Annotated in this window: 23 protein-coding genes and 1 tRNA gene; 7 read left to right on the forward strand and 17 right to left on the reverse strand. The window is 68.2% G+C overall.

What is annotated here, in order from left to right; all coding sequences use genetic code 11:
* Positions 1 to 55: 55 nt before the first annotated feature.
* The gene (locus tag ACTWPT_RS20290) at positions 56 to 1,666 is read right to left on the reverse strand and encodes an ABC-F family ATP-binding cassette domain-containing protein (RefSeq protein WP_443178988.1); all 1,611 of its coding nucleotides are present in this window, start codon (positions 1,664 to 1,666) and stop codon (positions 56 to 58) included.
* Positions 1,667 to 1,834: 168 nt separating this feature from the next.
* Between ACTWPT_RS20290 and ACTWPT_RS20295 the strand changes: the two genes are divergently transcribed.
* The 5 genes from ACTWPT_RS20295 (at position 1,835) to ACTWPT_RS20315 (ending at position 6,435) form a co-directional block, all read left to right on the forward strand.
* The gene (locus ACTWPT_RS20295; protein WP_443178989.1) at positions 1,835 to 3,001 is read left to right on the forward strand and encodes a DUF4185 domain-containing protein; all 1,167 of its coding nucleotides are present in this window, start codon (positions 1,835 to 1,837) and stop codon (positions 2,999 to 3,001) included.
* Positions 2,998 to 4,008, forward strand: a complete 1,011-nt coding sequence (locus ACTWPT_RS20300; protein WP_443178990.1) for a DUF4432 family protein — start codon at positions 2,998 to 3,000, stop codon at positions 4,006 to 4,008. The genes ACTWPT_RS20295 and ACTWPT_RS20300 overlap by 4 nt, the downstream gene beginning before the upstream one ends.
* A gap of 67 nt (positions 4,009 to 4,075) precedes the next feature.
* Entirely contained in the window at positions 4,076 to 4,846 is a 771-nt protein-coding gene (locus tag ACTWPT_RS20305) for an SDR family NAD(P)-dependent oxidoreductase (RefSeq protein WP_443178991.1), read from the forward strand.
* A gap of 252 nt (positions 4,847 to 5,098) precedes the next feature.
* A complete protein-coding gene (locus ACTWPT_RS20310; RefSeq protein ID WP_443178992.1) occupies positions 5,099 to 5,518 on the forward strand; it encodes a peptidase inhibitor family I36 protein in 420 nt (139 codons plus the stop codon).
* Between the two features lie 155 nt (positions 5,519 to 5,673).
* On the forward strand, positions 5,674 to 6,435 hold the full coding sequence (locus ACTWPT_RS20315) for a hypothetical protein (RefSeq protein WP_443178993.1): 762 nt from the start codon (positions 5,674 to 5,676) through the stop codon (positions 6,433 to 6,435).
* On the opposite strand, the gene ACTWPT_RS20320 is transcribed toward ACTWPT_RS20315, so the two are convergent.
* The 8 genes from ACTWPT_RS20320 to ACTWPT_RS20355 form a co-directional block, all read right to left on the reverse strand.
* Positions 6,394 to 7,830, reverse strand: a complete 1,437-nt coding sequence (locus ACTWPT_RS20320) for a S10 family peptidase (protein WP_443178994.1) — start codon at positions 7,828 to 7,830, stop codon at positions 6,394 to 6,396. The genes ACTWPT_RS20315 and ACTWPT_RS20320 overlap by 42 nt on opposite strands.
* 9 nt (positions 7,831 to 7,839) lie before the next feature.
* Entirely contained in the window at positions 7,840 to 9,072 is a 1,233-nt protein-coding gene (locus ACTWPT_RS20325) for an enolase C-terminal domain-like protein (RefSeq protein WP_443178995.1), read from the reverse strand.
* Positions 9,069 to 11,999, reverse strand: coding sequence for a glycoside hydrolase family 38 N-terminal domain-containing protein (locus ACTWPT_RS20330; protein WP_443178996.1), 2,931 nt, complete (start codon positions 11,997 to 11,999; stop codon positions 9,069 to 9,071). The genes ACTWPT_RS20325 and ACTWPT_RS20330 overlap by 4 nt, the downstream gene beginning before the upstream one ends.
* Positions 11,999 to 12,808: a carbohydrate ABC transporter permease gene (locus ACTWPT_RS20335; protein ID WP_443178997.1), complete on the reverse strand. Its 810-nt coding sequence runs from the start codon at positions 12,806 to 12,808 to the stop codon at positions 11,999 to 12,001. The genes ACTWPT_RS20330 and ACTWPT_RS20335 overlap by 1 nt, the downstream gene beginning before the upstream one ends.
* Entirely contained in the window at positions 12,805 to 13,653 is an 849-nt protein-coding gene (locus ACTWPT_RS20340) for a carbohydrate ABC transporter permease (RefSeq protein ID WP_443178998.1), read from the reverse strand. Before ACTWPT_RS20340 ends, ACTWPT_RS20335 begins: the two co-directional genes overlap by 4 nt.
* A complete protein-coding gene (locus ACTWPT_RS20345) occupies positions 13,650 to 14,900 on the reverse strand; it encodes an ABC transporter substrate-binding protein (protein ID WP_443178999.1) in 1,251 nt (416 codons plus the stop codon). The genes ACTWPT_RS20340 and ACTWPT_RS20345 overlap by 4 nt, the downstream gene beginning before the upstream one ends.
* A gap of 20 nt (positions 14,901 to 14,920) precedes the next feature.
* A complete protein-coding gene (locus tag ACTWPT_RS20350) occupies positions 14,921 to 15,619 on the reverse strand; it encodes a FadR/GntR family transcriptional regulator (protein WP_443179000.1) in 699 nt (232 codons plus the stop codon).
* Between the two features lie 150 nt (positions 15,620 to 15,769).
* Entirely contained in the window at positions 15,770 to 16,309 is a 540-nt protein-coding gene (locus ACTWPT_RS20355; RefSeq protein WP_443179001.1) for a DUF305 domain-containing protein, read from the reverse strand.
* Between the two features lie 147 nt (positions 16,310 to 16,456).
* Here ACTWPT_RS20355 and ACTWPT_RS20360 point away from each other — a divergent pair, with 147 nt between their 5' ends.
* A complete protein-coding gene (locus ACTWPT_RS20360) occupies positions 16,457 to 16,894 on the forward strand; it encodes a hypothetical protein (protein WP_443179002.1) in 438 nt (145 codons plus the stop codon).
* A 13-nt stretch (positions 16,895 to 16,907) separates the two neighbouring features.
* On the opposite strand, the gene ACTWPT_RS20365 is transcribed toward ACTWPT_RS20360, so the two are convergent.
* Positions 16,908 to 17,240, reverse strand: a complete 333-nt coding sequence (locus tag ACTWPT_RS20365) for a DUF4326 domain-containing protein (protein WP_443179003.1) — start codon at positions 17,238 to 17,240, stop codon at positions 16,908 to 16,910.
* Between the two features lie 290 nt (positions 17,241 to 17,530).
* Here ACTWPT_RS20365 and ACTWPT_RS20370 point away from each other — a divergent pair, with 290 nt between their 5' ends.
* A complete protein-coding gene (locus tag ACTWPT_RS20370; protein WP_443179004.1) occupies positions 17,531 to 17,791 on the forward strand; it encodes a hypothetical protein in 261 nt (86 codons plus the stop codon).
* Between the two features lie 147 nt (positions 17,792 to 17,938).
* Here the strand turns inward: ACTWPT_RS20370 and ACTWPT_RS20375 are convergent, their stop codons facing one another.
* The 7 genes from ACTWPT_RS20375 to ACTWPT_RS20405 form a co-directional block, all read right to left on the reverse strand.
* Complete coding sequence (locus ACTWPT_RS20375; RefSeq protein ID WP_443179005.1) at positions 17,939 to 18,565, reverse strand: class I SAM-dependent methyltransferase; 627 nt, start codon at positions 18,563 to 18,565, stop codon at positions 17,939 to 17,941.
* A gap of 264 nt (positions 18,566 to 18,829) precedes the next feature.
* Positions 18,830 to 20,920 carry an iron ABC transporter permease gene (locus tag ACTWPT_RS20380; RefSeq protein WP_443179006.1) on the reverse strand — a complete coding sequence of 697 codons (2,091 nt, stop codon included), beginning with the start codon at positions 20,918 to 20,920 and terminating at the stop codon, positions 18,830 to 18,832.
* Entirely contained in the window at positions 20,917 to 21,771 is an 855-nt protein-coding gene (locus tag ACTWPT_RS20385; protein ID WP_443179007.1) for an ABC transporter substrate-binding protein, read from the reverse strand. The genes ACTWPT_RS20380 and ACTWPT_RS20385 overlap by 4 nt, the downstream gene beginning before the upstream one ends.
* Positions 21,768 to 21,899 (reverse strand): hypothetical protein, encoded by a 132-nt coding sequence (locus ACTWPT_RS20390; RefSeq protein WP_443179008.1) that lies wholly within the window; start codon positions 21,897 to 21,899, stop codon positions 21,768 to 21,770. The genes ACTWPT_RS20385 and ACTWPT_RS20390 overlap by 4 nt, the downstream gene beginning before the upstream one ends.
* Positions 21,900 to 21,910: 11 nt before the next feature.
* Positions 21,911 to 22,729, reverse strand: coding sequence for an ABC transporter ATP-binding protein (locus ACTWPT_RS20395; RefSeq protein ID WP_443179009.1), 819 nt, complete (start codon positions 22,727 to 22,729; stop codon positions 21,911 to 21,913).
* A gap of 887 nt (positions 22,730 to 23,616) precedes the next feature.
* Positions 23,617 to 24,135 carry a pyridoxamine 5'-phosphate oxidase family protein gene (locus tag ACTWPT_RS20400; protein ID WP_443179010.1) on the reverse strand — a complete coding sequence of 173 codons (519 nt, stop codon included), beginning with the start codon at positions 24,133 to 24,135 and terminating at the stop codon, positions 23,617 to 23,619.
* 105 nt (positions 24,136 to 24,240) lie between these two features.
* Positions 24,241 to 24,314: transfer RNA gene (locus tag ACTWPT_RS20405), tRNA-Thr, on the reverse strand.
* Positions 24,315 to 25,073 lie beyond the last annotated feature (759 nt).

A 25,073-nucleotide genomic window follows, 5' to 3' on the forward strand; every position in this document is an offset into this window, starting at 1 on the left:
GAGGACACGCGCCAGCCGTACCAACTCTTTAAGCGGGCTACTCAAACGGGGCGGCTCAACGGGGCCGCACGACCCTGGCCTCGTCCCAGATCGGCTCCGGCGACTCGTAGACCGTGCCGTCCGAGCCGAAGATCAGGAATCGGTCGAAGTCGGCGGCGAACCAGCGGTCGTGGGTGACCGCCAGCACCGTGCCGTCGAACGCGTCGAGCCCGGCCTGGAGCGCCTCAGCGCTGGCCAGGTCGAGGTTGTCGGTCGGCTCGTCCAGCAACAGCAGCGTGGCCCCGGACAGCTCGAGCAGCAGGATCTGCAGCCGCGCCTGCTGCCCGCCGGAAAGCGTCTCGAACCGCTGCTCGGCGACCCGGCCCGCCAGCTCGTAGCGGGCCAACGCCTTCATCGCCTCGTTCTTGAGCTTGGCGTGCTCGGCCATGACGATCTCGACCGGGGTGCGGCCGATCAGTTCGGGCCTGGCGTGGGTCTGGGCGAAATGCCCTGGCACCACGCGGGCGCCCAGCCTCGCCGCACCCTGGTGGCGGACCGGCTCCCCCGCCAGCAGGCGCAGGAAGTGGGACTTGCCCGAGCCGTTGGAGCCGAGCACCGCGACGCGTTCTGCGTACCAGACCTCCAGGTCGAACGGCCGCATCAGGCCGGTGAGCTCCAGCTGCTCGCAGATGACCGCGCGTTTGCCGGTGCGGCCGCCTCTGAGCCGCATCCTGATGTTCTGCTCGCTCGGTGCCACCTCGGGCGGGCCCGCCTCCTCGAACTTCCGCAGCCGGGTTTGGGCGGCGTGGTAGGCGGCGGCCATGCCGTCGTTGTATCTGGCCTTGTTCTTGAGCATGTTGACCAGGGCCTTGAGCTTGGCGTGCTCCTCGTCCCAGCGCCTGCGCAGCTCGTCGAGCCGCTCGTTGCGCGCCTTGCGGGCCTCGGCGTACGTGGCGAAGCCGCCGCCGTGGATCCAGATATTTCCGGATTCGACGGTGACGATCCGGTTGGCGGCGTTGGCGAGCAGCTGACGGTCGTGGCTGACCAGCAGCACCGTCTTGGGCGTCTCCCTGAGCTGCTGCTCCAGCCACTCCTTACCGGGCACGTCGAGGTAGTTGTCAGGCTCGTCGAGCAGCAGGGTCTGGTCAGGACCGCGGAGCAGCGCCTCGAGGACGAGCCGCTTCTGCTCGCCGCCCGACAGCGTCGACACCTCCCGATATTTCACCCTTTCGTACGGCACGCCGAGCGCGGCCACCGTACAGGTGTCCCACAACACCTCGATCTCGTAGCCGCCCGCGTCGGTGTAGTCGGCGATGGCCTGCGCGTACCGCATCTGCGTCTTCTCGTCGTCGCGCTCCATCATCATCAGCTCGGCCTCGTCGAGCCGCTCGGCGGCCTTCCGCACCGCGGGCGGCGCGACACCGAGCAGCAGGTCCCGCAGGCTGCTGCCGTCGCGCACGCTGCCGATGAACTGCCGCATCACGCCCAGTCCGCCGGAGCTCGCCACGCTGCCGTCGACCGGCTGCAGATCGCCGGCGATCAGCCGCAGCAGCGTGGTCTTGCCCGCGCCGTTGGGCCCGACGAGCGCCGCCTTGACACCGTCGCCGATCCTGAAGGAGACGTCGTTGAGCAGGGGCCGACCGTCGGGCAGCACGTATGTCAAATGTCCTACTTCGACGTGGCCCATCCCGGCAGGCTACCTGGCACGTTCGAGCCGGGCATCACATTTTCCCTCCGGTGGCGGCGCCTTCACCCCGGTGCCGCCGCGCCTGTGAAAGATCCGGAGAGGGCCCTAGACAGTAAGTGATCTAATGACTAGAACTGTAGGGAATCCCCCTCCCGCTAGGAATTAGTGATGACGCGATTCCGCTCTGCCCTCGCCCCCCTGGCCATCGCGTTTATCGGTCTCACGGCCGTGCCGCAGGACGCATGGGCCGCGCCGCCCAAGCCGGTGCCGACCGTGGCGCAGCAACAGCAAGCGGCTACTCCTGCCTCCCCCTGCGCCCCCACAGTCAAGAGCGCGACCACTGACGCCCGGCTGACCAGCCTGTTCACCGCCTACGGCAACGACAACAGCCGGCTGGACGACTGGACGGGCGCCGACGGCACCTATTCACTCAGGATGCCGAACGGCAAGGAGCTCTGGATCTTCTCCGACACGTTCCTCGGCCAGGTCAACCCGGACGGCTCGCGCCCGCCCGTGGTCGAGGAGGGTGGCACCACGGTCTTCCTGAACAACTCCTTCGCCGTCGAACGCGACGGCAGGTTGTCCACGATCCACGACGGCACCCCCGCGAAGCCCACCGCCGTGATGCCGCCGCGCGACAAGAGCCACTGGTACTGGGCCGGCGACGCGACGCTCGCCGGCGGGCTGGTGGAGGTGACCTACCAGGAGTACGAGCGGTACGGCCCTGGCGCGTGGGACTGGCGCTGGCACAGGAACGTGGTGGCCAAGTTCGCCCCGGGACGGCTCAACCGGCCGATCAGCGTGCACGACCTGCCGTCCGGACACGGCGTGGCCTGGGCGTCGGGGATGCTCAAGGACGGCGGGTACACCTACATCTACGGGGTGGAGGACTTCGGCTCGCCCAAGTACATGCACGTCGCCCGCGTCAAGGGCCAGAGCCTGCTGGGCGCCTGGGAGTTCCTCAAGGCCGACGGCACCTGGTCGCCGAACGAGGCCGACTCGGCGCGGATCATGAGCGGCGTGGCGAACGAGTACAGCGTCAGCAAGGTCGGCTCCGGATATGTCCTGATCACGCATGACACGACCGAGGCCCTGAGCGCCAACATCGTGGCCTACGCCTCGTGCTCGCCGTTCGGCCCGTTCACCGGCAAGCAGCACGTCTACACGACCCCCGAGACCGGCGGGAACATCTTCACCTACAACGCCCACGCCCACCCCGAGATCGCCGGCAACGGGCTGGTGGTGTCGTACAACGTCAACAGCTTCGTGAACACCGACCACTACCGCGACGTGTCCATCTACCGGCCGCGCTTCCTGGACGTGACCTTCCAGTGAGACGCAACTGGGCCGCCCGCCTGCGGCACGTCGTGATCGACGGGCTGCGGGCGGTCGTGCTGGAGAACGAGCGGCTGCGCGTGACCGTCGTGCCGGACAAGGGCGGGGACGTCGTCGAGTTCCTGCACAAGCCCACCGACACGGACTTCGTCTGGCTCTCCCCGCAGGGCCTGCGTAACCCCCACGACCACCTGCAGGGCGCGGCCGACGACGTCGCCCAGTTCGTGGACCACTACGAGGGCGGCTGGCAGGAGATCTTTCCCAGCGGCGGCGCGCCGAGCGAATACCGGGGCGCGCGGCTGGCCCAGCACGGCGAGGTCGCCGGACTGCCGTGGTCCTACGAGGTCACCTCCGACTCCGAGTACGAGGTCGCGATCCGGCTCAGCGTCCGGACCAGGCGGCTGCCGTACCGGATGGAGAAGGTCTTCAGGCTGCGGTCGGGCACGGCCGCGCTGGAGATCGAGGGCATGGCCACCAATGACTCCCCGGTGCCGCTGCACGCCATGTGGGGGCAGCACATCGTCTATGGGCGGCCCTTTCTGCGTCCCGGGGCGACGATCCGGCTGCCGGAGGGCGTCCAGGTGATCCCGCATGGGACGGCGATCAACCCGGCCGGCCGCCGGGTCTCGGCGGGTGGGCCGTGGACGTGGCCGAAGGTGCCCGCCGACCAGGGTGGCGAGACCGACCTCAGCGTGGTGCAGGAGCCGGGGGCACCGAGCGACATCGTCTACCTGACCGGCTTCAACGAGGGTTGGTACGAAATTTCGGGGGATATCGGTATGCGGGTGGAGTGGGATGCGTCGGTCCTGCCCTACCTGTGGATGTGGCAGGAGCTGGGCGCGTCCACCGGCTACCCCTGGTGGGGACGGGTGTACACGGTCGGGCTCGAGCCGTTCTCCAGCATGCCGACCGACGGTCTGGCCGCCGCCGTGGCCAATGGCACGGCCCTCGCCCTGGACCCCTACGAGACGAAGGTGTTGAAGATGCGCGCGGAGGTAATGGCGTGAGGGAGCGTAGCGAACGAACAATCAGACACAGCAGCGAATCGCTCACGCGACCGACGAAGGAGGGCGCGTGAGCGATTTTGGCGGGAAGGTGGCGCTGGTCACGGGCGGGTCGATGGGCATCGGGCGGGCGGTGGTCGATCGCCTGGCCGACGGCGGGGCGTCCGTGGTGTTCTGCGGGGTGGACAAGGACGCAGAGCTCGACACCGAACACGTCGTCGGCCGGATCGCCGACGTGCGCCGGGCCGGCGAGATGCACGACCTGGTGGACCTGGCCGTGGCCAGGTTCGGCGGCCTCGACATCGTCGTGAACTGCGCGGGCGTGCAACGTTATGGGACCGTCGAGGACACGCCCGAGGATGTCTGGGACGAGGTGCTCGACATCAACCTCAAGGGCGTCTACCTGGCGTGCAAGGCGGCCATCCCACGGCTCCGCGCCCGCGGCGGCGGCTCGATCGTGCTCATGTCGTCAGTGCAGGCGTTCTCCTCGCAGGCACGGGTGGCCGCCTACACCGCGAGCAAGGCCGCGCTCAACGGCCTGACCAGGGCTATGGCGCTCGACCACGCCGCCGACGGCATCAGGGTGAACGTGGTGTGCCCGGGCTCGGTCGACACGCCGATGCTGCGCTGGGCGGCGGACCTGTGGCGGGGCGAGCTGTCGCAGGAGGAGCAGGTCAGGCAGTGGGGCCGTGCCCATCCGCTGGGCCGCGTGGGCCGGCCCGAGGAGGTGGCGGAGCTGGTGGCGTTCCTGGCGGGCCCGCGCTCGTCGTTCATCACGGGAGCGGAGCACCGCGTGGACGGCGGCCTATTGGCGCAGAACCCGGCGGCACTCCCCGAATAGACCAATTTCTGAATACTCAAATGGGTCGAGCCAGCCCCACAAATTCCCCGGTCTTTTGCAAAGCTGGCAACAGTTGCGTCAATAGTAAGAACTCCCAGGTCACCCCGTTGATACGAGTGTGACGGCGTGCCCGGCACGCGACCCGCCATGGGCGCACAGCCACCATCGGACCCGGCGAGCCATAACGGCCGGCATTCGATTCGGCACGCACGTTACGTGGTCGAAAACGACTCACCGATCGAGGAGAGACCTGTGAGGCTATCCAAAAAGGCCGCCGGCTTCGTCGCCGCGGCCGCGCTGTTCACCGTGGTCGTCCCCGCCGCCGCCGCGGTGGCCAGCCCCCGCTCCACCTGCTACGGCGGTCGCGTCTGCCTGTACGCGAGCTTCGACTACAACCGGGGCCAGGTCGATCACTGGCGTGACTTCGTCAAGGACGACTCCAACTTCGCCGACAACCACTGGCTGAACTGGGACTTCAGCAATTCATGGCGCACCATGAACAACGAGACGAGTTCCGTGCGGAACCGGATCGGCTGCAGCTCCACCCTCTGGCAGCACCCCTACTACACGGGCGCCCACAGCACGTTCACACAGAACTCGAACGACGGGTTCCTGGCGGACAACGCCGTCGGCAACAACCGCGCCAGCTCGCTCGACATCTGGTGCGGCTGACCAAGGCCGGGAGTGCCGGTTTCCGGGTCTGGCCGCCGGAAACCGGCTGTCGCGGGCTCCTTGCGGCGAGCTCCGGCTCACTGCTGCTGATGTGCGCCGCCGGCTGCGCCGGCGACGAACCCCGGCAGCAGACGCCAGCACCTGCCGTCACGTCTGTGGCGCAGCTGGTGCTGCCGTTCGACGCCTACAAGACCACTCCCGAGCAGCGGGCCATTCTGGGTAACGCACACAATCTCCTCGTCGTGCGGTGCATGCGTAAGCGGGGCGTCACGATCGAGCCGCCTGCCGCGGACCCGGCCGCCATCGCGGCCGTGGAACCGGGCAACTCCCGCCGCTACGGCGTCGTGGACGCCGAGGCGGCCCGGCGTTACGGCTACCACCTCGCCCGGCCGCCGTCTCCCGACACGACCCGATCCTGGGCGGGCAAGCTGCCCAAGCCCACCCGCCACCGCCTGTACGGCACCGCCGCGAACCGGGGGTGCATGGACCGGGCGTCGCTGGTCCTGGAGCGGGGCGCGCAGAAGGCGGACTGGCCGTGGCTGGCTCTGCAGGACTCGCTCACGTTGGAGCAGTCCGCCAAGAACCCGTCGGTGACGAGCGCCGTCAAGCGCTGGCAGTCGTGCATGAGCCAGGAGGGCCACTCGTACCCGGCTCCCGAGGCGGCCATCGCCGACAGCCGCTGGGACCTGGACAAACGCACCGTGACCGAGGACGAGAAGCAGACCGCGATCTCGGACACGCGGTGCAAGTGGGCGTCGGGACTGGTGGCCGCCTGGCACGCGGCGGACGCGGCGCTGCAACGGGCCGTCATCAGCGACAACACCGACCGCTTCGCCGCCCTCCGGGCCAACCTTGAGCATCGCCTCAAAAGGGCGTCAACCGTGCTCGCCGCGCACAAAGGCGGCGATGTCGGCTGACTGGCGCAGTCTGCTGGGCTCGTGAACGTACATCATGTGCCCGGCCTCGTAGTACTTGACCTCCACGTTGCCCGCCAACTCGGCGGGCACGGGCAGGTGGGCGACGGTGTGCTCGGCGGCGTGGTACGGCGTCGCCCCGTCGTGGTAGCCGCAGGCCACGTGCACCCGCAGGTGCGGGTTGGCCCGCATGGCCGCGCTCAGCTTGTCGACCACCGTGACGTGCGCATTCTCGAACTCCTTGTACGACCACGGCTGCACGCGCGAGGTGAGCACCTCGTACGGCAGGTCGTTGGCGTACTCCAGCTCGGCGCGGAGGTAGTGGTTGAGCGCGGCGCTGTAGGGGCCCATGATCGCGTTCATGCTGGGGTCGGCGGAGAAGTGCTCGCGCCCCGCGTCGGGGTCCCAGCCGGTGAAACGACCGTCGAGGCGTCCGACGGTCAGCCGGCGCGAGCGCAGCAGCTCGGTGAAGAACCTGATGTGCTCGATCCGCAGGTTCACGCGGTCGACGTAGTCCTCGCTCAGCCCGGTCAGCGCGGCGACCCTGGCGACCGCGGCGGCGCGTTCCTCCCGCGTCAGCCGGCTGCCGCGGGCCAGCGCCCACAGGTAGTCGCGGTCGGCGAACTCCTCGGCCTCGCGGAGCACGTCCGCCAGCGGCCGGTCGCCGTGCAGCCCGTGATAGTGCGCGATGGCCGCATAAGTCGGCAGATAGAGGGCGTAGGCCAGGTCGTTGCCCTCGTTGAACTCCCCGGTGCCGAAGTCCAGCACCGACGAGATGAGGATCACGCCGTTGAGATAGAGCCCATAACGCGACTGCAGGTGATCGGCCAGCCCGGCCGCCCTGACCGTCCCGTACGACTCCCCGGCCAGGAACTTGGGCGACATCCACCGCCCGTTCCTGGTGGTCCACAACCTGATGAGCTCGCCCACCGACTCCAGGTCGCCGGTGAACCCGTGGTACGGCTCGGCCTTCTCGCCTTCGGCCGCCCGCGAGTAGCCAGTGGAGATCGGGTCGATGAAGACCAGGTCGCTCTCCCTCAGCAGGCTCTCCTCGTTGTCGGTCAACCCGTACGGCGGCGGCAGCAACGCCCCCGCGTCGCCCATGACAACCCGGCGCGGCCCGAGCACGCCCAGGTGCAACCACACGCTCGACGACCCGGGACCGCCATTGAACGCGAAGGTGACCGGCCTGGTCAGCCGGTCCGCTCCGGCCAGCGTGTACGCCGTGACGAACATCTCGGCCTTCGCCCGCAGACCGTCGAACGTGCCGTCGGTGAACACCTCCTCGCGCAGCACCATGGTTCCGGTGACGGCGGTGTACACCTCGCCCGACGGCAGGGTGTGGGACGTGGTGACGAGGTTGTCGGCAGGGGGAGCAGGCTGAGTAGCTTCAGACATAGCGCCCAATTATGGAGCTATTTCCAGGGACACGGTGGGGTCCGCGAAACGTTCGTTCGGGACCGTGGCGTACCAGCCCGGCCGCCCAGGGTCGCGATCATACGGATATCCGCCAATTTCGCGATAAAGCTCGGCATAGCGGGCAACCCGCTCCCGGTCCAGCCGCACCCCCAGCCCGGGCGCCGACGGCACGGCGATCGCCCCGTCCACGTAGGCCAGCTTGCCGCCCTCGATCACGTCGTCACGCAGCTGGTGGTAGTGGGCGTCGGCGGCGTAGGTGAGGTTCGGCAGCACGGCGCCGAGATGCAGCATGGTCGCGAGCTGGATCCCCAGCTCCCCCGACGAGTGCACGGCCACGCCGAGCTGGAACGTCTCACACACCCCCGCCGCCTTCACGCACGACCTGATCCCGCCCCAGAAGGTCGTGTCGAGCAGCACCACGTCGGCGGCCCTGCGCAACACGTTGGAAGCGAGCTGCTCGAAGTTGACGACCACGGTGTTCGTCGCCAGCGGCACCCTGACCTGCTCGCGCACGGCCCTGAGCCCTTCAAGCCCCCAGACCGGGTCCTCCAGGTAGTCGTTGTTCAGGTCCTCGATGGCCCGGCCGAACCGCAGTCCCTCGGCCACCGACAACACGGCGTTCGGGTCGTATCTGAGCCGGTCGCCGGGAAACTCCTCCGCCAGCGCCCGGTAGCACTCCAGCTCGTAGTCCGGCGGGAACACGCCGCCCTTGAGCTTGTGCACGGTGAACCCGTGCGCCGCTTTGAGCTGCGCGGTGTGCTCCACGAGCTGCCCGGGCGTGCGGATCTCGCCGTAGCCGGCGTCGGCGTACCGGAAGAACAGGTACGAGGCGAACGGCACGGCGTCGCGGAGGCGCCCGCCGAGCAGGTCGCTGGCGGGCACCCCAAGCTGCTGGCCGATGAGGTCGATGCAGGCGAACTCGATGGCGGCCAGGAGCTGCGTGCGGTTGTTGTAGAGCGAGGCCGTCGGGTTAGCGATCTTGAAGCGCAGTGCCTCCAGTTGGAAGGGGTCGTGGTCCTTCAGGTACGGCACCAGCGCACGGAAGGCGGCCTCGGCGCTCTCCCCGCCGCCACCCATCTCCCCGAGGCCGACGAGCCCGTTGTCGGCCTCGACCTCGACGATCGTGCGGATGAACCGCCCCCAGTGCGCGCCGTTGCTGTGCCGCAGCGGCGCCTCAAGCGGGACCGCGACCGTCGTGGCCCGGATATCGACGATCTTCATGAGCGCGTACCCCCAATGACGGCGACCCCACAGGCGGGCAGCCGTACCTCGACCGGCTCACGACCTGTCATGGTGACTGTCGCCTCGACCGGTTCGGCGGCCAGCGACTGGAGCCTGACACTGTCCTTCCCGATCGAGGTGATGAGCACGTCCGGATGGTCGACCGAGGCGTACGTCTCGGTGGCCGCGGGGCTGTCGCTGATCAGCGCACCGACGAACGGCTCGGTCAGCCCGGCGGCCGCCGCCGCGCCCAGCCGCCTGCCCTGGGCTCCCGCCTGCGACGTGACCGCATAGCGGAAGGTGGTCTCCCCCTGCTGCTGCGCCGGGAAATTGGTGTCCCAGATGTTGTTGAGCGCCCACGAGTAGACCGTGCCGTCCTCCTGGTCGAGGGTCGGCGGGAACGGCGCGTACGGCATGTGGATGGTGCCCAGCTGGACCAGCGGCGCCTCCAGCGTGGCCCAGGCGATGGTCAGCTCGGGGTCCTCGAAGGCGATCCAGTGCCTGATCGGCAACATGTACTCGGCCGAGCCCGGCACGCGCGGCACGCCGGGCCCGCCGACGCCGCCGGTCAGCTCCCAGGCGGTGGCCTGTCCTGTGGCGAACGGGAAGGCCAGGAACACCGCCTCCTTTGCCGGGGTGCCCTGCTTGGCGAGCTGGTAGGTGAGGTCCAGCCGGGGCACGCCGTAGTGCAACTCGATCGTGGTGCGGATCCAGTCCACGCCCTTGCCGTGCAGCTCCACGACCAGCTTCTCGCCGACGGCCGTGCGTCGGCACTTGGTGATCGTGGCGTGCCGGCCGATGGCCCGGTCCCCGAGGAGCGTACGATCATGCGCCCCGACATGGCCCGACAAATGGTTGAAATGCGGGGCGGTGGCGTACTGGTCGTACACATACTGGCCGAACCCGGCGGCGGCGTCCCCGTTGACCAGCTCGCGGCCCGCCCGCTTGTCGAAGATCGAGCTGATGTAGCCCTCGCGCACGTCGTATGCCACGCGGTAGAACTCGTTCTCGATCACTGGGCTGTCGCCGAGCTCGCGGAGCTCGACCGGCTCCGGGGCCTGGGTCTCGCCGGGGACGACGTCCAGCCGCACGTAGGCGTACCCGGGAACGTCGGGCACGACCGCGTGCACGTGCCGCCCGATCGGCCGGGTCGGCCAGTCGTCCGGGTCCACGAACTCCTCGTGATGCGGGACCGTCTCCCCGGTCCGCGCGTCCACCAGCGCGATCGGCACGTCCACGCCCACCACGTCACGCGGCAGGAACGCGTGCACGACGTCGGTGCGCGCCCGGGTCGCGGGGTTGAAGACCGCGAAGGAGGTCAGAGCGCCGCCCTCAGCCCCCCTCTCCGACAACGCCGCGGCGAACCGTCTGACGGCCGCGTGCAGCAGGTCGGCCGCGTCGTCCTGCGCCTGGTAGGCCCCGGAGGACTTGCGGGTCCACTGCAGCCCGCCGGAGTCCCCGGCCTCCTCGGCGTCCTCCCACGGGTTGGCCGCGCCCCACGTGTGCTCGTTGAACAGGGCGACCTTGTCGTAGGCGGCGTCGATCTCCTCGGTGGCGTCGGCCCCGGCCAGCGTGTGCAGCGTCTCGGCGACCCGCAGCGCCGACTGCGCCCGGCGTACGTAGCCGAGCGGGCGCGCGCCCGAGCCGAGCCCGTCGGCCCACCAGTCGGTCCAGTCGCCCTCGTGCACCGCCAGCCGGTCGAGGTACCGCTCCTCGACATGCTCGAAGAAGTCCCTGTTGACCGCCGAGCGCAGGCGCGGATAGGCCCACTCCTCGTTCCACCTGCGGGCGATCGAGGCGGGCACGATCGACGGTCCCGCGTTGTCGGCGTGCGCGCCCTGCACCCGCAGGTGCAGCACGTCCAGCTCGTACGGCTCCCGCGGCGCGTCGGGCCCCTGCCACCCGAACGTGCCGGGCCCGTACGGGTAGCCGCGTGTCGCCAGCGCCGACAGGTACCGCGGCAGCAGGTCGTCGGCCAGCTCGTAGGAGTCGGTCAGCCCGACCGTGTTGCCCTCCATGTACGCCATCCCGTGCGGCGTGTCGGTGAACCACACGATCAGCTCGTTCCCGCTCGGCGCCCGCCACCGGAACGGCCTGGTCAGCTTGTCGCCGCCGTGCAGGTAGGGCACGGAACGCCCGGCCCAGTTGTGCGCCGCCGCCAGATAGCGCACCCCGGCCTGGCTGAGCGCGTCCACCAGCCCGACGACCGCACCGGGAACGTCGGTGTGCATGGCCGAGGTGACCGGGAACCCGAACTGCCGGGTGAAGCGGAGCTGCCGATGCAGTTCCTCAGTGGAGCATGCCTCCGTGTGCAGCTGGAACGGCAGCGCGGTCACCTCGATCACGCCTTCGCGGCCCCGTCGCGTGAAGGACTCGACCATCTCGGCCGGGCGGGCGGCCAGCCACTTCACCGCCGGCATCGACGACTCGACCGTCCACCGGAACTTGGCGTCGTCCGGCCAGGACGCGGTCTCCTCCGCCAGCCGCAGCGCCGCGTCGAGGTAGTCCAGGTGGTGGCGGAGCACGGTGCCCTGCGGGTCGGTGTAGCCGATGTCCAGGTGCGAGTGGTGCACGACGAACACGCTCCACTTGCGCTGCGGGGTCACCGTGATCCGGGCGCTGCCGACCACCCCGGCGTCGTCGCGGCACTCCAGCGTGAGCACGCGTGGCGTGTCCACCTCGGGCACCAGCAAGGTCACGTCCTTGCCCGACGCACTGTCCGCACCGACCAGCACGTGTGTCAGCGGCTCGGTGCTCGACACCCTGACCGCCTGCCGGCCGTCGTGAGTGAACAGCGGCAACACCGCGACCCGTACCTCCAGCCCGCGCACGCTGATGACGGGCGTCGAAGTGTCGTCCCGCAGCGCCTGCCTGATCCCGTCGTAGTCGGGGCTACCCAGGCTCCGCTGGAGCAACCGGCTGGTCATCACACACTCCCTAGGGACAGGCCTCGGGCGAAGAGGCGCTGGGTGGCGAGGAACAACACGACTGTCGGCAGCGAGACCACAAGCCCTGCCGCCAGGCCGACGGGCACCGGGGTGCCGGCGTACACATCGGTCATGAGCCCGGCGATGGCGGTCATCACCGGGCGCACGTTCTCGGTCTGGGTCAGGGTGAGGCCGAAGACGAGGTCGTTCCAGATGAAGGTGAACTCGAGGATGAACACGGCCGTCAGCGCGCTCAGTGACATCGGCAGGTAAATGCGCCAGAAGATGCGCCACGTCGAGGCGCCGTCCATGCGGGCCGCCTCGAAGATCGAGAACGCGACGCCGGAGTAGAAGTTCCGCAACACGAACGCGCCCAGCGGCACGTTGATCGCCGTGTAGATGAGGATCAGGCCGAGGTGGGTGTCGTACAGGCCGGCGTCGCTGTAGCTGACGAACAGCGGCACGAGCATCATCTGGGAGGGGAAGACGGTGCCGCCGAAGATCAGCAGGAACCACCAGAACCCGTGCCGCAGCCGCAGCACCACGATCGTGTACCCGGCCAGCGCCCCGATGATCACGCCGAGCAGCGGCGAGACGACGCTGTAGAGCGCGCTGCTGGCCAGGCTTTCCGACAGGTTGGCGCCGTCGACGGCCCTGGCGAAGTTCTCGAAGAGCGCGAAGTCGCCGGACGGCACCCACGCGCTCGCCGGATCGTACGAGGTCGCCGGCCGCGAGGCGTTGACGAGCAGCAGATACGTCGGCCCGAGCCAGATCAGCCCGAGCACGACGAGCACGGCACGCCGGATCATGACGTCACCTGCCTCCTCAGGTAGAGGTAGGACGCCAGGCCCGTGACGACGGTCAACATCACCGCCACGGCCGAGCCGTAGCCGTAGTCACTGGCCACGAAGGTCTCCTTGTACATGGTGACCGCGAGCGTCTCGGAGTTGCGCCCCGGACCGCCCTGCGTCAGCACCCACACGATGTCGAACGTCTTCAGGCTGGCCACCAGCGCCAGCCCCACCACGACCGCCGTCAGCGGCCTCATCAGCGGCCAGATCACGTGCCTGAACAGCCCCCACCCCGACGCCCCGTCCAGCCGCGCCGCCTCGATCGGCTCCTTGGGGATGGACTGCAGGCCCACGACGAACAGCAACGTGTTCACGCCCAGCTGCTGCCAGGTCCACACCAGCAGCATGGCGAGGGTGTTGTGCGGCGCTTCCTGCAGGAACGCGGTGTCCACGCCCAGCAGGAGGTTGGCGACCCCGTCGTGCGACAGGATCGGGCTCCACACCATGGCCAGACCGGCGCCGCTCAGCGCGTACGGCAACATGAACGGCACGCGGTACCAGGCGCCGCCCTTGATGTCGTACGACAGGACCGCGACCAGCAGCCCGAGCCCGACCGGCAGCACCATCGTGCCGACCACCCAGATGAGCGTGTTGCGGGTCGAGGTGAGCAGCGCCGGGTCGTCCAACAACTTGCCGAAGTTGGCGAGGCCGACCCAGGCGGGCGGCTCCAGCCCGTCGTATCGGGTGAGGCTCAGGTAGGCGGTCCACACGAACGGCGCGTAGAGCAGCACTGCGACCAGAATGGCCGCCGGCGCCACGTAACCGTGCCGGAACCGCCCCAGCATAGGTGTGCGGGCGGTCACTGATGCGTGCTCCAGTACTCGTCGGCCTCCTTCTGGATGGTCTCCAGGACCTCCTTGTACGTGCCGGGCTCGGTGACGAACTTGCTGAAGCCGTCGAGCGCGGCCGTCAGGATGGGTGGCGGCGTGGCCTCGAAGTAGCGGTTGACCAGTCGATACTTGCCGCTGCCCGCGTCCTTGGTGACGGCGCCGAGCGCCTCGTCCTTGATGGTGACCTTGGGGTTGGCGCTCACGTCGCCCCGGCTCGTGGCCCACTTCTCCTGGGCCTCGGCGGTGGTCCACCATTTGAGGTACTTCATACTGGCGTCGGGGTCGGCGGCCTTGGCCAGCGAGCAGAGCGGGCCACTCTCGAAGATCATCGACGTCTTGGGGAGCGAGGCGTTGACGTTGGGGATGGCGAAGAAGCCGTAGTCGGTGCCCGGCTTCAGGTCGCGCTGGGTCATGCTGGTGTTGAACCAGGTCCCGAAGGAGACCATCGCGGCCTTGCCGTTCTTGAGTACGTCGCCAGGGTCCGTTTTATCGCCCGGATTGATGAAATATCCGGCGTCGATGAGCTGCTTCCACTTCTCCATCACCTGGACCACGCCCGGGTCGGTGTACTTGGCCTTGCCGGTGGACAGACGGTCGTACAGGTCGGGGTCGGTGCCGGCCATGAGCTGCTCGAACCAGACGAACGAGAACAGCACACTGGTGTGATAGAAGGCCTTGACCCCGTTCTGCTTCAGGGTGTCCGCGGTCTTGATGAGGTCGTCCCACGTCTGCGGCGGCTGCAGATCGTACTTGTCGAAGATCTTCTTGTTGTAGAACATGCCCCAGTAGGCGACGTTCATCGGCACGCAATACTGCTTGCCGCCGATCGTGTAGTAGGGGGCGAGGTCCTGCGACAGGTCGCCCGCCTTGATCGCCTCCTGCCAGACGGCCGTGGTGTCGGCCACCTGCTTCTGCTTGACGATCTCCTCCAGCATCCCCCCGGTCTGCCAGGTGAACAGGTCGGGCTTGACGTCCGTGCGGAACGACGCCTTGATGAAGGCCTGGTACTGCGCCGAGTCCGTATATCCCGTCGGCTTCATGCCCAGGCCGATGCTCTGCTTGGACAATGCGCCCATCTCATCGAAAAACTTCGTCCAGGCGCCTTTGTCGTTGTACAGCGTTAATTCGGTCTTCTTCTGCGGCGCCGCGGCGTTGCCACCGCCGCAGGCGGTCAGGACGAGCGCCGCCACGCCGAGTGCGGCCATGCGTGACCGGTACATGGGCCGGCCTCCTTGGTTCTCTACTTGGGGGGTTGCAACCGGTGCTCTATAACCGTTTTCACGTCCACCAGGTGGGCCCGCATCCGCTCTTCGGCCGCGGCCGCGTCGCGTGCTTCGATGGCCTCCAGGATCGCCAGGTGCTCCTCGTAGTCGCGGCGCCGGTCGTCGAAGATCTGCAGGATCTCCCGTTGCTCCGGCCCGTGAACGGTGAGCAGCGAGTCGACGACCTCATGCAGCACGCTGTTGCTCGCCAGTCGTGCGGTCGCCCGGTGGAAGGTCATGTTCGCGTCGTGCAGCTCGGCGTCCTCGCCGCGCAGGTGCCTACGTGCTTCGTCGAGCGCTTGCTTGAGCGCGGCCAGCTCCTCGCGACCCGCGTGCTCGGCGGCCAGCGCGGCCAGCGGCGGCTCGATCAGGATGCGCGCGTCCAGCAGCTCCAGCAGCCGGGCCGCGCGAAGCTCGCGCATGTTGGGATTGGGCAGGACCAGCCGCTCGATGTCGGCCCCGACGTAGATGCCGGAGCCGTGCCGCATCTCGATGGCCCCGGTGGCCTCGAGCCTGCGCAGCGCCTCGCGCAGCGTCGGGGTGGTGACGGCGAAGCGCTGGGAGAGCTCCCTGGTCGAGGGCAGCCTGTCCCCCGGCCGGTGTCCTCCGGTATGGATGAGCTCCAGCATGCGCTCGGTCAGAGCGTCGGAAAGCGTGGGACGCGTCACCTCGGACATATCAAGTGATCTAATCACTTAATGCCATCGGCGTCTATGAGCAGAGTAGTTTTCGCCACACGAAGCCTGTGATGGTGTGGATCGCAGGAGGCATCTCGGTATTAGCCGCTGCCACGCTGGGCCGGGCGTTACGTGACTTCGTAGGACGCGTCAGCCTTTGAGCCACTCCGTCATCATGTCGATCTGGCCTTTCCTGGAGGCCTGCACCTGCTTCGCCCATTCCTTGACCGCCGGGTTCGCCCCGTTGTAGACCTCCATGCCCGCCATCTGCACGGCGTCGTCCTGGTGGGCGATCAGCAGGTTGAGCAGGTCGCGCTCGAAGGCCTTGGACTTCTTCAGCGCCTGGATCTGCTTGACGTCGGTCTCCGACATGCCGCCGTGGTGATCGTGCCCTGCCGAGGGGGCGGTGAGCGGCTGATCCCAGGAGTGCAGCCAGCGCAACATCATCTCGACCTCGTTCTGCTGCGTGCTCTCGATGGCCGCGGTAAGCGTCTTGATCTCTTGCTTGGCGGCTCGCGCGGTGCCCACCTTGGCGATCTCGATACCCTGCCGGTGGTGCTGCACCATCATCTGTACGAACATGACATCGTCGGCGTTGACCGGGGCCTCGGCGGGTTCGGACGTCCCACAACCGGCGATGATCAGCAGGAGTCCCAAGACGGCCGCCGTCGCGACAACCTTCGCCCGCACTCGCCTCACCCCATTTATTAATAGGAAACCTTCCTAAGCGATTTCCATCCTGGGCGCAAGGGCCGCCTCAGAAACGCCAGTGCAGCCGCCGCACTCTCACGCCCTCCAGATTGACATCAACTTAACTCGAGGTTGCACCGTATCCCTATGGGAACCTTCGAGATCGGCGTTATCCTGCCGGGAATCGCCGTACAGCAGCGCGACCGCATCGACCTTCGCGAGGCGGCCAGGCACGGGCCATCGCCGCTGCCGCCACTGGCCAGAGGCCGAACGCGCCTCATCGAGCTGGCCGCCGAACAAACACGCCCCACTCCCTTCATCGCCATCGGCGCCACGTCCGCCCTGGGAACGGCCACCGATCTTCCATCCAGGGAGGAGATCGCCGCCGGCATCAGCAGCGCATATGCCCGCCCGCTGGCGGAAGTCACTGACATCCCCCTCACCGGCCACCCGAAAGAGGCCGCGGACAAGCTGGCCGCGTACCGAGACGCTGGAGCAACCAGCGCGATCATCGGGATATCAGGCGGCGACTGGCGAGCCCAGGTCGACCTCCTGGCAGCAACCCGGCACCTGCTGCAGCACTAGACGCACCCAGTGCTCACGGTTCTTCGCCTGCGACGACGGCGAGCAGCACATCTGCGTGGCAGGGAAGTTCGAGCGAACACCAGCAGGCCAGATCCTTGCCCTTGAGCTCCGTACGCGCCTGCCCGACCAGCTCGGGATGCTCCCGGAGATGGACCCGGTAAAGCTCGATCACTTCATCCCGTTCATGCACCCGACCGCCACAAGCCCGGCACCCCTGCTGTCTCACGCTGTGCGGACTGTTGTACGGACTCGCCCGCAGACCGGGCGCCGCCCGGCCGACGTAGACCGCGCCCCCAGGCACGCGCCCGTGGTACATGTCGCCCTCGACCTTGACTCGGCTCGGCATACGGCATCCTTCCCCTGACCTGGACCCTTATCCCGGGTCGCAGCAGGGAAACGCCGAGAGCGCCGACACACCGGGACTCGCCGAATATTCGGCAGATTTAACGTTCACCCCTCGGCAGATTTAACATCGATGCCAGTCTGTAGTCGTGGGAGAAGCGATCGACTACCTACCCCGACGTGCGGCTTCACTGGTCTACGAGGCGTTGGAGGACACGCGGATCGTTGTCATCAATGGAGCGCGCCAGGTAGGCAAGAGCACCCTCGCCGAAAGGGTGCTGCGACAGTTCCCAGGTGGAGTCACACGTTTCCTCGACGAGCCGCGACGACCTTGCTCAGCTCGCGCGCGCCTCGGCCTACGAAGCGGTCTTCGGCCTGCTATACCGCCTCACCGCCTACGGCCGGGATAACGAAGCACCAGATGACTCCCCCGGTTGGCGGCTGATGGAGACCACAGCGGTGGGCGAACTCACCGGCCGTGCAGTGCTGTCGCTCCATGAAGACCTGCTCAGCATGGACCCCTCGGGTCACGAGGGCCAGGACCTCTTCGAGTAATGATCAGCCCGGCTGCTGTACGCGACAGCAGCTCGTCTCGCAGGCCTGGACCGCCTCACCCTCCCTTGCGATTCTGAGTGGCTCGCGGGCGAATCACCGTGGGCGGTTGTACCGGTGCTGGTGCTTTGTCATCGCAGAGCCGCTCGATCATCCAGGACGCCGCAACGTCAGCGACTGGAACCGACGTTCGCCAGGTCCCACGACGTGGAAGTCCACGATCTCGAAGGACTTGCGCGCGTACTCCTGAAGCTGCTCATCGCTACGGAAGGAGAAGAACCGGGGAGGATCATGATCATCCTCTTCGAAGGCACCTTCCCCCGTCAGGCTGCCCCCGCCGTACACACCGAGAAAGAACAGGCCACCGGTCCGCATCACCCTGCAGATCGCGTCCATGACCGCCGGAAGGTCACTGTTGGGCACGTGCAGCAAGCAGTTCAACGCGTATACGGCGTCGAACGAACCGAGCGTGAAATCGAGATTCAGAAAGTCCATGACGTGGGCTTCAATGCCCTTCTCCCGGCAGAGAGCCACCATGGCCGGCGACAGATCGACGGCCACGACTTCCAAACCGTTTTCCTGAAAATACGCACTGTCCTGGCCCGTCCCGGCGCCGATCTCCAGCAGCCGCCGGCAACCGTGGTCCTGCAGCCGGTCCAGGAACGCCTGCCGCTCCGCCAGCTTCCACGGGCTCTTGCCGCCGGCATCACGTCGCTCAGCACTACCGTCGTACGCCGTTCGGAGAGGGCCGAGCACATCGTCATAGCGCACACTCATCGCGCCATGATGCCCCATGAGGGATTTCGACCACCATCTGCGCCTACAAAACGATCTATCGTGTTGCGCAATCTGTACAGTTCGGGCGTATGACCCGCTACTGGCAACCGCTGGCGCGTCGCGCCCGCGGCATGCGGTTCATGACAACAGCACGCGTCACGATCTCCCGCCAGCTCGGCGAGCACGCGAGCGGTGGACTCCGTGATGGCCGGTTCGATCGCCGTAGCGTCTCGTATTCGCCTGCTGATCACCTGAACGGGCTGCTCAATCGTGCACCTTCGCGCGGGAGCGCCACAGCAGCCATACGAAGTACGGCGTGCCGAGCAGGGCGGTGACGAGCCCGACGGGCACCTGGGCCGGGGCGATGACCGTGCGTCCGAGCGTGTCGGACAGGCTGACCAGGAGGGCGCCGAGGAGCATGGCCACCGGAAGGACGCGGGCGTGCCGGGCACCGACCAGGGCGCGGGCGGCGTGCGGGGCGATCAGGCCGACGAATCCGATCACACCCACCGCCGAGACCGCGGTGGCGGTCAACAGGACCGAACCACCCAGCGCGGCCAGCCGTACCGGCTCCAGGGGGACGCCGAGGACGCGGGGGCTGTCCTCGTCCAGGGCGAGCAGGTCCAGATCGCGGCGGAGCCAGACGATCAGCGGGGTCACCAGGAGCAGCGCCATCGCGACCGGGATGAGCTGGACCGGGAGCCGACCGTAGGTGGAGCCGGACAGCCAGATCAGGGCCTTGGCGGTGTTCCACGGATCGGCCTTCAAGATGATCATCACGGTGAGAGCGGTGCATGCCGCCTGCACGCCGACGCCGATCAGCACCAGCCGGTCCGAGTTCAGCCCGCCGCGCCACGACAACAGGTAGACCACGGCGGAGGCCCCCAGCGCCCCGGCCATGGCGACAGCGGACATCGACCAGATCCCGGCGAGCGGCACGAGGACGAGCAGCGAGATCGACCCGACGCCTGCGCCCGCCGTGACGCCCAGCACGCCGGGCTCGGCGAGCGGGTTGCGGCACACGGCCTGGACCGCGGTGCCCGCGATGGCCAGCGCGGCTCCGGCGAGCACGGCGGCGAGCACGCGGGGGTAGCGCTGGTCGAGCACGTACGTGAGGGCTCGTCCGGTCCGCCCGTTCAGCCAGTTGACCAGGTCTCCGCCAAGGATCCAGGTGTCGCCGCCGAGCATGCCGAGGAACACCGCTCCGGCGAGCAGCAGCGCGCAGGCGGTCACGACGGTCAGGAAGGCGGCGCCGGAGCGGGTGGCGCGGATGCGTACGATCGGTGGCTGGCGGGTTGGCCCCGCGTCACGGTAGCGGCGGGCCAGCCACACCATTGCCGCGGCGCCGAACATGGTGGTCACCACGCCGGGCGGCACATCCACGCCCGCCTGCCCACCCAGGACGGCGCGCAGCGCGATGTCCGAGCCCAGGACGATGAGCACGCCGACGAGGCCCGCCAGCGGCAGCATCGTGCGGTGGCGGTGCACGCCGGGGATCGACGACGGCAGCAGCCTGACGATCACCGGCGCACACAGCCCGACGAACCCGATGGGGCCCGCGATGGTCACCGCGGCGGCGGCCAGCACGACCGAGAGCAGCGTGAGCCACAACCGCATCCGCCTGACGTTGATGCCGAGCACGGTGGCGGCGTCATCGCCCAGGCCCAGAATGTCGAGCTTGGGCCCGGCCACTATCGCGGCGGCCAGCACCAGCAGCATCAGCGGGCCCGCCTGGACGACCGCGTTCAGGTCGCTTTGCACGAGCGAGCCGCTGCCCCAGGCGAACAGGCCGGTGGTCTCCTCCTCGAAGAGGATCATCAGCAGGTTGGTGAGAGAGCTGAGCGCCAGCGCGGTGGCCGAGCCCGCCAGAATCAGCCTGGTGGTTCCCAGCCTGCCACCGGCGGCCAGCGCCAGCACCAGAGCCGCGGCCGCCAGGCCGCCGAGCATGGCCAGCAGCCCCGACAGGGCGAGCGGCAACGTCAGGCCGAACGCGGCTGCCGCGGCGACCGCGAAGTAGGCGCCGGAACTGACCGCCAGGGTGTCGGGCGAGGCCATCGGATTGCGGGAGACCGACTGCAGCAGCGTTCCCGCCACGCCCAGGGCGACGCCGACGGCGACTCCGGCCAGCAGCCGGGGCAGCCGGGAGGCCAGCAGCACCCGGGCGGCCTCGCCGTCCCCGTCGTCGAACGGCAGCCGCAGCAGGTCCAGGGCGCCGATTGACGACGTGCCCTGCGTCACGTGGACCACGGCGACCAGGACGACCGCCGCCAGTGTCAGGAGGACGACCCCGGCGGTTCCCAGCCGCCGCAGTGGCGTGGTGGGAACCGCGGGAGCCTGGTGGACCTGGGTGCTCAAGCGGTGTAGGCCTTCACGACCGCCTCGGCGTACTGCTTGCACGACAGCGGCCCGCCGAAGGTCCAGATGCCGTCGGGCAGCTTGGTGACCTGGCCCTTCTCGACGAACGGCAGCTTCTTCCAGATGGCGTTGGAGGCCAGGCCGTCGGCGAAGACGTCGTCGCCGTCGGAGGCGCTGTAGAAGAAGCGGGTGTCGGGGTCCTTCAGCGCGGTCAGGCCCTCGACGTCGGTGTTGCCCAGCCCCCATTGCGGGTCGACTTCGCCGGTCCAGGCGTTGGTCAGGCCGAGCTGGGTGGCGACCTCGGAGACCAGCGAGCCCTTGCCGAAGGTGCGGATGGAGATCTTGCTGCCGTCCTTCCAGCCGTCGGCCATGACGAAGGGCTTGCCGGCGAAGCCCGCGGCGGAGAGCTTGGCCTTGCCGTCGGCCAGCGTGGCGTCCAGGTCGGCCAGCAGCTTGTCCGCTTCAGCGGTCTTGCCCAGTGCGGTGGCGATCATTTTGAGGTCGGTGCGCATGCGGCCCAGGTTGTCGCTCGCGTCGCTGCCCTTGGCAACGAGGACAGGGACGAACTTCTCCAGCTGCGGCACGAGCGTGGAGTCGTCGGACTCCATGACGACCAGGTCGGGCTGGAGGGCAGCGATGGAGTCAACGCTCGGCTCCTGTCGGGTGCCGACATCCTTGACCGAGGCGTCGAGCTTGGCCGCGGTCACCCACGTGCCGTAGCCCTTGACGTCGGCCACGCCGACCGGTATGACACCGAGGCTGACCACCGTCTCGGCCTCGCCCCACTCCAGGGCGACCACCCTGGTGGCCGGACGGTCGAGGGTGACCTGCTTACCGCGGTCGTCGGTCACAGTGATGGGGTGGCGGAAGCCGTACCCCCGGAAGCGGCCGGTTCTGGGGCGGCGGTCTCGGTGGTGCCACAGGCGCCGAGCACGGCGACCGCGGCGACGGCCATGAGGGCGCGGCGCAGGGTGATCATGGATGTTCCTGTCAGGTTGTGGCGGGGACGCTTTTGGTGTGCCGGCCGACCGGACGGGTGATCACCGTCCCCGTCCTTGGGTCGTGCGTGACCTCGATGCGGATGCCGTACGCCTCGGTGAGCAGCTTCTCGGTGAGGACCACGGCGGGCGGTCCGTCTGCGCGCACCCGGCCCCGGTGCAGCAGGACGACGTGGTCGGCCAGCTCGGCGGCCTGGTTCAGGTCGTGCAGGACGACTCCGATGGCCACGTCGTGCTGGTCGGCCAGGTCGCGCACCAGCTCCAGCAGTTCGACCTGGTAGCGCAGGTCGAGGAAGGTGGTGGGCTCGTCCAGCAGCAGGACGCCGGTGTCCTGTGCAAGGCAGGTGGCCAGCCACACCCGCTGCAGCTCGCCGCCCGACAGCTCATCCGCCGGGCGGTCGGCCATCGCGGTGACGCCGGTGAGCTCCATTGCTCTGGCGACGGCGGCGTCCCCGTCGGGGTCTCCCGCCCGCCATCGGCCCCGGTACGGGTGCCTGCCGTAGCCGACCACGTCCCGGACCCGGACGCCGGAGGGCGTGGGACGGCTCTGGGACAGCAGCGTGACCCGCCGTGCGAAGTCGCGGGCCGACAAGTCCGTCGCGGACGTGCCGTCGGCCAGCGTGATCGTGCCCGCGTCCGGCTTGTGGAGCCGGGCGAGCGCCCGCAACAGGGTGGACTTGCCGCTGCCGTTCGGGCCCACGAGGGCCGTCACGGTTCCAGGGCGGACGGCGATGTGGCCGTTCTCGACGGCCGTGGTGCCGTGGTAGCTGAGTAACAGGTCGGCTCCACGGAGCGAGATCCCCTTGGTCACGGGATTTGGTTAGGCTTACCTAGTTAATTGTCAACTTTGTCCGTATCGATCATGCTCTCAGCCTTGGTGGCGGGGCTGGCCGCCGCGATCACCGCCGTCTTCATCCGGCCGGCGCGGGGCTGAGGATGGCGCTGCGGAACTGGGGCGCGCTGTGGTCGCGTGCCTGCATCCGACCCGAGACATCGGGTTCACCTTCTTCACCGCTCTGGTGCGCTACCGCACCTCGCTGCTGGCCGCCCAGGAACTACCCACAGGCGGCCTGGCCGTTCGCCTGCTGCCGGCCCGCGAGTTCCGGAGGAGGCGAAGGTCATCCTCGATCCGCCTCGCTGCCCATAGCGGGAGGTAGTGATGCAGGCCGATGTCGCATAGCTCGGCGACCTGCCGCCACACTCCAGGGCTTCCAGTCTTGCGGTAGAGCGGATTGATCGGGTCCTTCTCGAACATCTCGACTTCATCGCCGAGACGCAGGTCAGCCGCGGGGGATACGGAACTCCACCATGCACGTCAGCGTATGAGCAAGTCACTGTGGGTACAAGGCAAATCACCTTGGGTGAGGAGGAGGCATCGATGATCCCCGGCTGCGGCAATTGCGACTGCAACGACGCGATGTACGAAGGGACCCCATCGCATTGGACGCAGGTTCATACCGAGTGACGGCTAGCCAGTGACCTCAAGACCCACCCCCGCCCAGGCAATGGGCGGGGGCTTCGTTCTGAAACCCCCTTCGCGCCGCCAGCTTCCACGGACTCTTGCCGCTGACATCACGCCTCTCGGCACTCCCGTCGTACGCCGTCCGGAGCGGGCCGACCACACCGTCATAGCGCATGCTCAACGCGCCATGATGCCCCACGAGAGCGGCAAGGACGACGAAGGCGGCCTCTTGTTGCTCAGTCCTCCTGCCGCTTCCAGAACTGACGCGGTGCATACCCACTTCGCCGAAGCCAGTGTTCGGTATAGACGATCCGGTCAGCTTCGACAACGACCAGCGGGCCGGATGGCGGTTCGTCGAGCGGGCGCGAACGCTCCACATGATCCGACTGCCACCTGAACGCGGGCCAGTAGTGCGCGAACTCCGGATCATCGACCTCAAGAACGCGGGCTCGCCCGAAGACCTGGGCACCTCGGCTGCTGGCCTGTCCCACCAGTGGGGCGAATATCCCGATCGAGACCCTGGGGTCTGCGGCTACATTCCGCATCTTGGGAGACGTGGGCACCGCCGTGAACATGAGCGCGAAGTCCAGGTGGAAGTAACGCACAGGGGTCGCCAGCGGCCCATCAGCCCCCAACGTCGCCAGGACACACATGTTCTGCGATGAGAGCAGGTTCAGGATGCGCTCTTCCAGCAGTTCTCTGTCCAGGCGCTTGGTTGGTGAGGGACCAGCCAGCCATTCATTGGTCACGGGCATGGCAAAGGATCTCATAGGGGGTAAGGGAGCCCGGCGCGGTGCGCCTGCTGGCAGGAGTGTTAGCAAAGGCCCCCCGCGATCATCGCGAGAGGCCTTTGACCTGGGAGCCGCCTTGGGGATTCGAACCCCAGACCCCTTCATTACGAGTGAAGTGCTCTGGCCGACTGAGCTAAGGCGGCGTGCCGTATGGCGTGAGAGAGTCTACAGGAGCCTGAGGGGTTCTCGCTCCCATCGATCACCCGATGCCCGGACAGATCGCCCGTCCTCCGACGCTTCCCGTGACCTTCCCCGGTAGTCACCGGCCCGCGGCCCCCGTAGGGCTATGACCGTACTGTCTGGACTTTCGAACTCCGACTGCTCGGGGTCCCTCAAAGAGAAGACGACCGCCGAACCGGCAGGAGCCTGCCGATCCCCCTGATGACCTGGCCCAGGGACGGTACGTTGTGCCCCACCACCGTCCCGGCAGCACCCTGCAGGGTCTCCACGCTCGCCCCACCCGGGATGCCGAGGCCCGGAACTCCTGATACAACGACCATCCATGGACTCGGAGACGGTCCTGCCCAAGCAAGAGTCCTGTTGGTGGCTCGCCCCACCTGGTCACGGCGCGACATTCGCGGACTGGCTCGCGGATCGCAAACCCGTCGCCTCGTACGCCCGCATCTCGGCCGACCTGACTCGGACGAGCATGGTGTCGAAGATCGACATGCGGCCGGCCGGCGCCATGCCTCCAGTCTCGGACTCGACATAAGTGAAGTCCTATGAGCACAACGACCTTACGGCGGCCACGGAGGATGTGACACGAGAGGCATTCGATCGCCTCGTCTAAGAGGTACGCAGCCGGCGGCGTCGGTGTCGTCGATCTTGATGCCTGCCTGGTCCAGGCTGTAATAGACGAACCCGCTGCCAGCCGAATGCCGAGGGTCCGCTGGCGCTCCAGA

It is taken from the genome of Nonomuraea sp. 3N208 (assembly GCF_052245935.1).
GTDB lineage: Bacteria > Actinomycetota > Actinomycetes > Streptosporangiales > Streptosporangiaceae > Nonomuraea.

Coding starts and splice junctions, on each gene's coding strand:
- ACTWPT_RS20290 (WP_443178988.1), bottom strand. CDS start 1,666: ATGGGCCACGTCGAAGTAGGACATTTGACATACGTGCTGCCCGACGGT.
- ACTWPT_RS20295 (WP_443178989.1), top strand. CDS start 1,835: ATGACGCGATTCCGCTCTGCCCTCGCCCCCCTGGCCATCGCGTTTATC.
- ACTWPT_RS20320 (WP_443178994.1), bottom strand. CDS start 7,830: ATGTCTGAAGCTACTCAGCCTGCTCCCCCTGCCGACAACCTCGTCACC.
- ACTWPT_RS20325 (WP_443178995.1), bottom strand. CDS start 9,072: ATGAAGATCGTCGATATCCGGGCCACGACGGTCGCGGTCCCGCTTGAG.
- ACTWPT_RS20330 (WP_443178996.1), bottom strand. CDS start 11,999: ATGACCAGCCGGTTGCTCCAGCGGAGCCTGGGTAGCCCCGACTACGAC.
- ACTWPT_RS20335 (WP_443178997.1), bottom strand. CDS start 12,808: ATGATCCGGCGTGCCGTGCTCGTCGTGCTCGGGCTGATCTGGCTCGGG.
- ACTWPT_RS20345 (WP_443178999.1), bottom strand. CDS start 14,900: ATGTACCGGTCACGCATGGCCGCACTCGGCGTGGCGGCGCTCGTCCTG.
- ACTWPT_RS20350 (WP_443179000.1), bottom strand. CDS start 15,619: ATGTCCGAGGTGACGCGTCCCACGCTTTCCGACGCTCTGACCGAGCGC.
- ACTWPT_RS20360 (WP_443179002.1), top strand. CDS start 16,457: ATGGGAACCTTCGAGATCGGCGTTATCCTGCCGGGAATCGCCGTACAG.
- ACTWPT_RS20365 (WP_443179003.1), bottom strand. CDS start 17,240: ATGCCGAGCCGAGTCAAGGTCGAGGGCGACATGTACCACGGGCGCGTG.
- ACTWPT_RS20375 (WP_443179005.1), bottom strand. CDS start 18,565: ATGAGTGTGCGCTATGACGATGTGCTCGGCCCTCTCCGAACGGCGTAC.
- ACTWPT_RS20390 (WP_443179008.1), bottom strand. CDS start 21,899: ATGATCACCCTGCGCCGCGCCCTCATGGCCGTCGCCGCGGTCGCCGTG.
- ACTWPT_RS20400 (WP_443179010.1), bottom strand. CDS start 24,135: ATGCCCGTGACCAATGAATGGCTGGCTGGTCCCTCACCAACCAAGCGC.